10 protein-coding genes are annotated in these 8,046 nt (G+C 68.1%); 5 read left to right on the top strand and 5 right to left on the bottom strand.

The window, feature by feature from the left end; all coding sequences use genetic code 11:
• Nucleotides 1–129: 129 nt before the first annotated feature.
• Complete coding sequence (locus ACWDSJ_RS37600) at nt 130–390, top strand: Clp protease N-terminal domain-containing protein (RefSeq protein WP_450037634.1); 261 nt, start codon at nt 130–132, stop codon at nt 388–390.
• Between the two features lie 413 nt (nt 391–803).
• On the opposite strand, the gene ACWDSJ_RS37605 is transcribed toward ACWDSJ_RS37600, so the two are convergent.
• Nucleotides 804–1,088, bottom strand: a complete 285-nt coding sequence (locus ACWDSJ_RS37605; RefSeq protein ID WP_450037635.1) for a hypothetical protein — start codon at nt 1,086–1,088, stop codon at nt 804–806.
• Nucleotides 1,085–1,981 carry a mycothiol conjugate amidase Mca gene (gene mca / locus ACWDSJ_RS37610; RefSeq protein ID WP_450037637.1) on the bottom strand — a complete coding sequence of 299 codons (897 nt, stop codon included), beginning with the start codon at nt 1,979–1,981 and terminating at the stop codon, nt 1,085–1,087. The genes ACWDSJ_RS37605 and mca overlap by 4 nt, the downstream gene beginning before the upstream one ends.
• A 133-nt stretch (nt 1,982–2,114) precedes the next feature.
• On the opposite strand from mca, the gene ACWDSJ_RS37615 reads away from it, so the two are divergent.
• Nucleotides 2,115–2,540 (top strand): DUF4307 domain-containing protein, encoded by a 426-nt coding sequence (locus ACWDSJ_RS37615; protein WP_450037638.1) that lies wholly within the window; start codon nt 2,115–2,117, stop codon nt 2,538–2,540.
• Between the two features lie 292 nt (nt 2,541–2,832).
• Nucleotides 2,833–3,327 carry a transcription elongation factor GreA gene (greA, locus tag ACWDSJ_RS37620; protein ID WP_387363297.1) on the top strand — a complete coding sequence of 165 codons (495 nt, stop codon included), beginning with the start codon at nt 2,833–2,835 and terminating at the stop codon, nt 3,325–3,327.
• Between the two features lie 61 nt (nt 3,328–3,388).
• Here greA and ACWDSJ_RS37625 read toward each other — a convergent pair whose 3' ends face one another.
• A complete protein-coding gene (locus tag ACWDSJ_RS37625; RefSeq protein WP_450037640.1) occupies nt 3,389–4,537 on the bottom strand; it encodes a cystathionine gamma-synthase in 1,149 nt (382 codons plus the stop codon).
• Nucleotides 4,538–4,575: 38 nt separating this feature from the next.
• On the opposite strand from ACWDSJ_RS37625, the gene ACWDSJ_RS37630 reads away from it, so the two are divergent.
• Complete coding sequence (locus tag ACWDSJ_RS37630) at nt 4,576–5,739, top strand: acyl-CoA dehydrogenase family protein (protein ID WP_450037642.1); 1,164 nt, start codon at nt 4,576–4,578, stop codon at nt 5,737–5,739.
• A gap of 55 nt (nt 5,740–5,794) precedes the next feature.
• Complete coding sequence (locus ACWDSJ_RS37635) at nt 5,795–6,142, top strand: DUF6401 family natural product biosynthesis protein (RefSeq protein ID WP_450037644.1); 348 nt, start codon at nt 5,795–5,797, stop codon at nt 6,140–6,142.
• 103 nt (nt 6,143–6,245) lie between these two features.
• Here ACWDSJ_RS37635 and ACWDSJ_RS37640 read toward each other — a convergent pair whose 3' ends face one another.
• Both ACWDSJ_RS37640 and ACWDSJ_RS37645 read right to left on the bottom strand, forming a co-directional pair.
• Entirely contained in the window at nt 6,246–7,418 is a 1,173-nt protein-coding gene (locus ACWDSJ_RS37640) for a membrane protein (protein ID WP_450037646.1), read from the bottom strand.
• Between the two features lie 126 nt (nt 7,419–7,544).
• On the bottom strand, nt 7,545–8,046 hold a 502-nt coding region (locus ACWDSJ_RS37645; protein ID WP_450037647.1), incomplete at its 5' end, for a transglycosylase SLT domain-containing protein.

Below are 8,046 nucleotides of genomic sequence, written 5' to 3' on the forward strand. Positions count from 1 at the left end.
TTTTGAAGGATCACGCGGTGACCACCCTCTACTCGGCTACGACACGCCACCACTTCGCTGGCGTCCGGTCGTACACCATCCTGCTGGACACAACCCGTACCGAACCGATCGAGTGGATAAAGTCATCACATGGCAGACGCACCGGAACCAACTCCGCGATACCAGCAGGTCATCGCCGCCGCAGCAGTAGCCGCGAACGACATGGGCCATAACTATGTCGGGGTGGAACATCTGTTCCTGGCTATCGTTCGGGATCCCTGGGCAGTGCCGACCCAGGCGTTGCGGCGGATCGGTGTCGAGGGGCCGGCGATCGAGGAGGTACTGCTGTCCATCATGCGATCGGACGGTTACAACAAAAGGGGCGACCAGCAGGATCCGAAACCTGAGTGACGGCGGAGACATGCCTGTGTCGAGCTCATCCGTCATCGGGGCGATGCGCTCGGGCCGGTCAGGGAGCGTCGGCGACCGTGGGCAGGATCTTCGAGATGAGCCGAGAGGTTGCCGATGCGCCTGGGGCGCAAAGAAAATCACCGGAATCGTGACCCGTTGAGTGGGGTGGGACTGGGTATTCATCGGGCATGAAGAACAGCACCACCTCCCGCGTGTCACGGCGGCCGTGGTTCGCCGATCTGGAGGAAGCCGAGCGGCGTGGGGCGCGGGGTAGCGCGGGGATCGGGTACTTCGATTGCGACTGTGACATCTGTCGGCATCGGACTCGGGACCCTCGCTTCTGACTCGGGCGAAGAGCGTGCCCGAGTCAGAAGCGAGGGACTGGTTGGAGCGAACCGGTAGCGGGAGGGGGCTCAGCTCTGGTCGGGGTCTGCCTTCGCGGGCGGCTTCGGCTGCTGGGCGGACGCATCGCCCTCCACCACGCCCGGGTCGGTGCCCTCGTCGGCCGCCTGGTCGGGTTCGGGGTGCTCGGGGGAGAACTCGGCGGGTAGGCGTTTGATGTGCTTGTTCATCGAGCGGATCAGCAGGACCGTGCCCACCAGCAGGACCAGGATGATGACCAGACCGAGGGGGCTGGCCTTGCCGAATTCGGGGCCGGTGGGGTTGGTGGTGGGCTGGGCCAGCAGGGTCCAGATCATCGGGCGGGGTCCTCGTCGGCCTCGCGGATGCCCGCGAACAGGTCGGTCTCCGGGAGTTCGGTGCGCACGTGGGTGCGGGCGAGTTCGAATTCCTCGGTGGGCCACAGGCGTTGCTGCATCTCCAGCGGGATCGCGAAGAACGCGCCGTTGGGGTCGATCTGCGTGGCGTGCGCGCGCAGGGCGTCGTCGCGTTGCGGGAAGTACTTGGCGCATTCGACCTGCGTGGTCACCCGGCCCATGATGTCGCCGCGCTCGGCGGCGGCCTTGCGGATGCGGTCGAGCCAGTCCTGCATGGGGAACGGCTCGCCGATGCGCTCGAACTCCGCGGCGAACACCTCCAGCCGCTGCATGCTGAAGCCGTGGTCGTAGTACAGCTTCAACGGCTGCCACGGCTCCCCGGCGTCGGGGAAACGCTCCGGATCACCGGCCGCCTCGAACGCGGCCATCGACACCTTGTGGCACATGATGTGGTCCGGGTGCGGATAGCCGCCGTTCTCGTCGTAGGTGGTCATGACGTGCGGCCGGAACTCGCGCACGACCCGTACCAGAGCCTCGGTCGCCTCCTCCAGCGGCACCAGGGCGAAGCAGCCCTCGGGCAGCGGCGGCAGCGGATCCCCTTCGGGCAGACCGGAATCCACAAAGCCCAGCCAGGTCTGACGCACGCCGAGCGCCTTGGCGGCCTCGGCCATCTCCTCCTTGCGGACCTCGTTGATGCGATCGAGGATGCCGGGCACGTCCATCGCGGGGTTGAGGATCGAGCCGCGCTCGCCGCCGGTCAGGGTGACGACCAGGACGTCGTTGCCCTCGGCGGCGTATTTCGCGGTCGTCGCGGCGCCCTTGCTGGATTCGTCGTCCGGGTGGGCATGCACCGCCATGAGGCGAAGTCCACTCACGCCTGATTCACCTCGTCGCTCACCATCGTCACCTCATCGCTCTCCGCCGCGGGTGTGGGCCCTCGATCTCCACTCCCTATAGTTCCATTCGACCTCCGATTGTTCCGACCTACCCCCCGGGAGCGACCAGATCATGAGCGAAGCCTCCACCCGGGTGGCCGACCGTTACGGCACCGGCCCACGGCGCGACCGCCGCTGGGTCGCCGGGGCGCTCGGCGCGGTGGTGGTCCTGCTCGGTCTCGGCGTGGCCTACCTGGGGTATCGGCAGTTCGGGCCGCAGGACATCGAGCCCGATCAGCTCGGCTATCAGCTCGTGGACGACTCCACGCTGACCGTGCATTTCAAGGTCACCCGCAAACATCCGGACCGGCCCGTCGTCTGCTTCGTGCGCGCGATGGACACCGACGGCACGGAGGTCGGCCGCCGCGAGGTGCTGATCGCGCCCTCCGACAGCGGCACCGTCGAGATCACCGTGCCCGTGCGGGCCACCGCGCGCCCGGCCAACGGCAACATCTACGGATGTAGCGGCAAAGTGCCCGAGTACCTGAGAGCCCCCTGAGAAACACCCCGCGACCGGGCCGCGAAATGCCGGGCCAACAGGGCAAAACGCGTCGCAAAGACCGCTCCGACCTGCGTTTTTGTATCTCGTGCTAAAATGGTCCAACGCACGGTTCCGGAGCCTCTGGAGCCGTGTTTGCTGCATTGACGGCCGGCGCTGTCGGGGTTCGAGGACATCCCCCAGGGATCGCTCCAGCCGTCCACGCCGTCGTGCGCCTCCAGCAGCGGGGGCGCACGTCGGCGGCCTCAGGGAATCCCGGCACGCCGGGAACAACTACTAGGGAGTGATCGAGATGACTGAGACGAACGTGACCTGGCTGACCCCGGAGTCGCACGCGAGGCTCAAGAGCGAACTCGACGCGCTCATCGCCAACCGTCCGGTCATCGCGGCCGAGATCAACGAACGCCGCGAAGAAGGCGACCTCAAGGAGAACGGCGGCTACCACGCGGCACGCGAGGAGCAGGGCCAGCAGGAGGCACGCATCCGGCAGCTCCAGGAGCTGCTCAACAACGCGAAGGTGGGCGTGCCGCCCGCGGTTTCCGGTGTCGCACTGCCGGGTTCGGTGGTCAAGGTCTACTACGACGGCGACGAGAGCGATACCGAGACCTTCCTCATCGGCACGCGCGAGGAGGGCCTGGGCCGCTCCGACCTCGAAACCTATTCGCCCTCTTCGCCACTCGGCGGCGCGTTGATCGACGCCAAGGTGGGCGAGACCCGCGAGTACACCCTGCCCAACGGCAACACCATGAAGGTGACGCTGGTCAGCGCGGAGCCCTACCACAGCTGACGCCGGGAATTCGCCGGGTCCGGCAACGGGATGCAGCACCGTTGCCGGACCCGCTCCCGTATCAGCCCAGTGCCTGCTCCACATCGGCCAGCAGATCACCGATGTCCTCGATTCCCACCGACAGTCGCACCAGATCCGCGGGCACCTCGAGTTCGGAGCCCGCGGTCGACGCGTGCGTCATGGCGCCCGGATGCTCGATGAGCGACTCCACCCCGCCCAGCGATTCGGCGAGGGTGAAAATCCTTGTGCGCGCGCAGAAGTCGTGCGCCGCCTGGTGGCCGCCGTGCAGGCGCACCGAGATCATGCCGCCGAAGCGGCGCATCTGCTTCTGGGCGACGGCGTACCCGGGGTGTTCGGGCAGGCCCGGGTAGATCACCCGCGCGATGGCCGGATGATCGACGAGGTAACCGGCGAGTGTCTCGGCGTTGTCGCAGTGCCGATCCATCCGCACCGCAAGGGTTTTCACCCCACGCATGGTGAGGAAGGCGTCGGTCGGTCCGGGCACCGCGCCCGCCCCGTTCTGCAGGAAGGCGAAGGCCGCGTCCAGTTCCTGGTCGTCGGTGATCAGCGCGCCGCCCACCACGTCGGAGTGGCCGCCGATGTACTTGGTGGTCGAGTGCAGCACGATGTCGGCGCCCAGCAGCAGCGGCTGCTGCAGGTACGGCGAGGCGAAGGTGTTGTCCACCACCAGTTTCGCGCCGCCGCCGTGCGCGACGGCCGCCAGCGCGGCGATATCGCCGACATTGAGCAGCGGATTGGTCGGCGTCTCCAGCCACATCAGTTTGGTGGTGGGCCGCATGACCTCGCGCACCCGATCCGGATCCGACACCGGGGCGACCGAGTACTCGACGCCCCACTGCGTGAAGACCTTGTCGATCAGGCGGAACGTGCCGCCGTACGCGTCGTCGGGGATGACCAGGTGATCACCGGGCCGCAGGGTGGCACGCAGCAGACAGTCCGTGGCCGCCATACCGGAGGCGAAGGCCCGTCCGTACCGGCCCGATTCGAGCGCGGCCAGATTGGCCTCCAGTGCGGTACGGGTCGGGTTGCCGGTCCGCGCGTACTCGTATCCGCCGCGCAGTCCGCCCACCCCGTCCTGGGCGAAGGTCGAACTCGCGTAGATCGGCACGTTCACCGCTCCGGTCTGCGGATCGGGATCGAACCCGGCGTGCACGGCCCGTGTGGAGAACCCCAGCTGATCGTCGGTCATGACTGCCAGCCTAGAACTCGACAATTACTGTGATTCGCATGGTCACCGTTGAGGAGCTCTTCGCCATCGATTCCCTGCTCACCGACACCGAGCGGCAGATCCGGGACACGGTCCGGCTGTTCGGCGAGCAGCGGCTGCGCCCGCATGTGGCCGACTGGTTCGAGGCGGGCACCTTCCCGGCCCGCGAACTCGCCCCGGAACTGGGCAAGCTGGGCCTGCTCGGCATGCATCTCGAGGGCTACGGCTGCGCCGGGGTGACCGCGACCGAATACGGACTGGCCTGCCTCGAGCTCGAGGCCGTGGATTCCGGTGTGCGCAGCATGGTTTCGGTGCAGGGCTCACTCGCGATGACGGCCATCCACAAATACGGCTCGGAGGAGCAGAAGCGGCGCTGGCTGCCGGAGATGGCGACCGGGAATCTGCTCGGCTGCTTCGGACTCACCGAACCGGATTTCGGTTCCAATCCCGGCGGTATGCGCACGCGGGCGCGTCGCGACGGCTCGGATTGGGTGCTCGACGGGTCGAAGATGTGGATCACCAACGGTTCGGTGGCCGATGTGGCCGTGGTGTGGGCGCGCACCGAGGAGGGCATCCGCGGGTTCCTGGTGCCCACCGACACCCCCGGCTTCGGCGCGCGGGAGATGCACCGCAAGCTGTCGCTGCGCGCCTCGATCACCGCGGAACTCAGCCTGGACGGGGTGCGGCTGCCCGACGACGCGCGACTGCCCGAGGCCACCGGACTGGCCGCGCCGCTGGGTTGTCTGTCCGAGGCCCGGTTCGGCATCGTGTTCGGCGCGCTCGGCGCGGCCCGGGACTGTTTGAACGCCACCGTCGAGTACGCGCGCACCCGCGAGGTGTTCGACAAACCGCTCGCGGCCTATCAGCTCACCCAGGCCAAGCTCGCGGATATGGCCGTCGAACTGGGGAAGGGCCTGCTGCTGGCCCTGCATCTCGGGCGAATCAAGGACGCGGGCGGCGTGCGGCCCGAACAGGTGAGCGCGGGCAAGCTCAACAGCACCCGGGCGGCCATCGCCATCGCCCGCGAATGCCGAACCATCCTGGGCGCCAACGGAATCACGCTCGAGTATCCGGTGCTGCGGCACGCCAACAACCTGGAGTCGGTGCTTACCTACGAGGGCACGGCCGAGGTGCATCAGCTCGTGCTGGGCGAGGCGCTCACCGGATCGAAGGCGTTTCGCTGACAATTTGCGAAATATCACAGTGTGGTAAATGCTGCGTGATTGCTAGCATTGCCGGGTGTTTTTGTTCGGCTCCGCGTTGCTCGAAGTGTCGGCGCGCAAGACCTTGAATCGCCTGCACCAGACCCACGGAGTTCCGGCGCTGGCGGCGGCCCGGGCGGTCCCGGCGGTGTCGGCGGCGTTGGATCAGCATGCCGCCGCGATTCGCGACATCCTCGAGATGGGGGTGGAGAATTCGGCCGCGGTGCCCGGGAGCGTCCTGCTCGCCGGTTACGCCCGCGGCCTGCTCGAGCATTCCGGCCGGGCGGCGCTTTCCGCGCCGCGGGATCCGCACGAGTGGTCCGCGGCGGATTGGCTGCAACTGCGGCTGGCCGGGGTGTGTCAGCTGGCGTTCGCCCGGACCTGATCCCGATTCGTGGCCGCGACGGTCGCGGCGCCGCAACCCGAAAAGCGCTGAGCGGCCGCGTGATTCGCGGCCGCTCAGGATAACGCGCTATCGGTCGAGCGGATCAGCGCCGGGACTCACCCGGATCCTCGCCGGTCGGCCCGCTGTGCCCGTGATGGCCGCCCTGGGTTCCCGGCCGATCCCCTTGCGCGCCAGGCATATCCGGACGACCGCCCGGCATACCGGGGCGACCGCCGCCCTGCGGGCCGGGCATTCCCGGCCGGCCACCCTGTCCACCGGGCATCCCGGTCGGACCGCCCTGCGCGCCCGGCATTCCCGGCCGACCACCCTGTCCACCGGGCATCCCGGCGGGACCACCCTGCGCGCCCGGCCGTCCGCCCTGCGCACCCGGCATACCGCCGCCCGCGCCCGGCCGATCGCCGCGCTCGGAGCCGTACCCCATCGAGCCCATCTGCCCGCGGCCCATCTGCTCGGAGCCGTAGCTCGCGCCGCCGGCCATCTGCGGCGTGCGGTGCTCGCTCTCCTGCTCGTGGGACATCTCGCGCTGCCGCGAAACGTCCTCGCGCCCACGCTGATACGCCTCGGCGTGACCGCGTAGCTGCGGCATCTCACCCTCGAGGTTGTCCAGCCAGCCGTCCCAGCGCCGCTGCATGGGCCGGACCAGGCCGCCGCCGACGCCGACCACCAGCACACCGCCGATGGTCGCCAGGACGGTGATGAGGATCGGCATGGTCACCGAGGTGGCCACCCCGATCTGGTTCAGCGCGGCGATGATGCCGACGCCCCAGATGAACACCGCGGCGATGCGGCCCAGCATCCGGCCGTAGGACAGGCCGCTGAGCATGTTCGAGACCAGATCCGAGACCGCCCGCGCGATCGCGCCCGCGATGACCACGATGATGATCGCGACCGCGGCCCGCGGCAGCCAGGAGACGATGCCGTTGAGCATGTCGCTGACCGGATTCGGGCCGAAGACCCCGAAGCCGATCTGCAACGCGATCAGCAGGATCGCGTAGTAGACCAGCTTCACCAGGATGTCGGTGGCGTCGTAGCGACTCCGCGCGAGCATGTCCTTGATGCCGCCGCGTTCGACGAGCCGGTCGAAACCGATCCGCCGCAGGATCGCCCCGGCGATTCTCGCCACGACCTTCGCGACGATCCAGCCGATGACGAGGACGACGAGGAATCCGATGAATTTGGGCACCCACGTCGCGATGGAACTCCACGCGTTCGACATGCCCTGCTGAAAATCGATAGCCAAACTGGAGGTGTACACCGACCCATCCCTTCGCTATCTGACGTTCCCGACGGTTTGCCAGAACTGCTACTGAAGGGTTTATACCCCTGGGTGATCAGTCGAATCCCCGGTTTGCATCGATATTGCTACCGGATTGTTGCGCGCTCAGTACGCGGAGTTCACGTTGTCCATCGAGCCGTAGCGGTGCGCGGCGTAATTGCACGCGGCCACGATGTTGGCGACCGGATCCCACACATCGAAGGGGGTGCCGTCGACGTGGTAGGCGGCGAAGGTCGGATCGATGACCTGCAACAGGCCCTTGGACGGGATGCCCATGGCCGCATTGGAGTCGTACAGGTTGATCGCCTGCGGGTTGCCCGAGGACTCGCGAATGATGTTGCGCATGATTCCCTCGTAGCTGCCCGGAATGCCGTGGGCGGCCATGATGTCGAGGGCCTGGTGGATCCAGCCGTCGAGGTTGTCGGGGTAGCTCGGCGCGGGCGCGGGGGCGGGCTGCGGTTCCGGCGCGGGCTCGGGGGCCGGGGCGGGCATGGGCGCCGGGATGGCGGCGGCACGGTGGGGCGGCTGGGCGGGGGTGAGGGTCGGGGGTCGAGGCACATCCCGGGCCCCACCCGGGAAGCGGTGTCGTGTACCGCGGGGGTGGCGA

The sequence above is a fragment of the Nocardia sp. NPDC003482 genome, assembly GCF_053588115.1.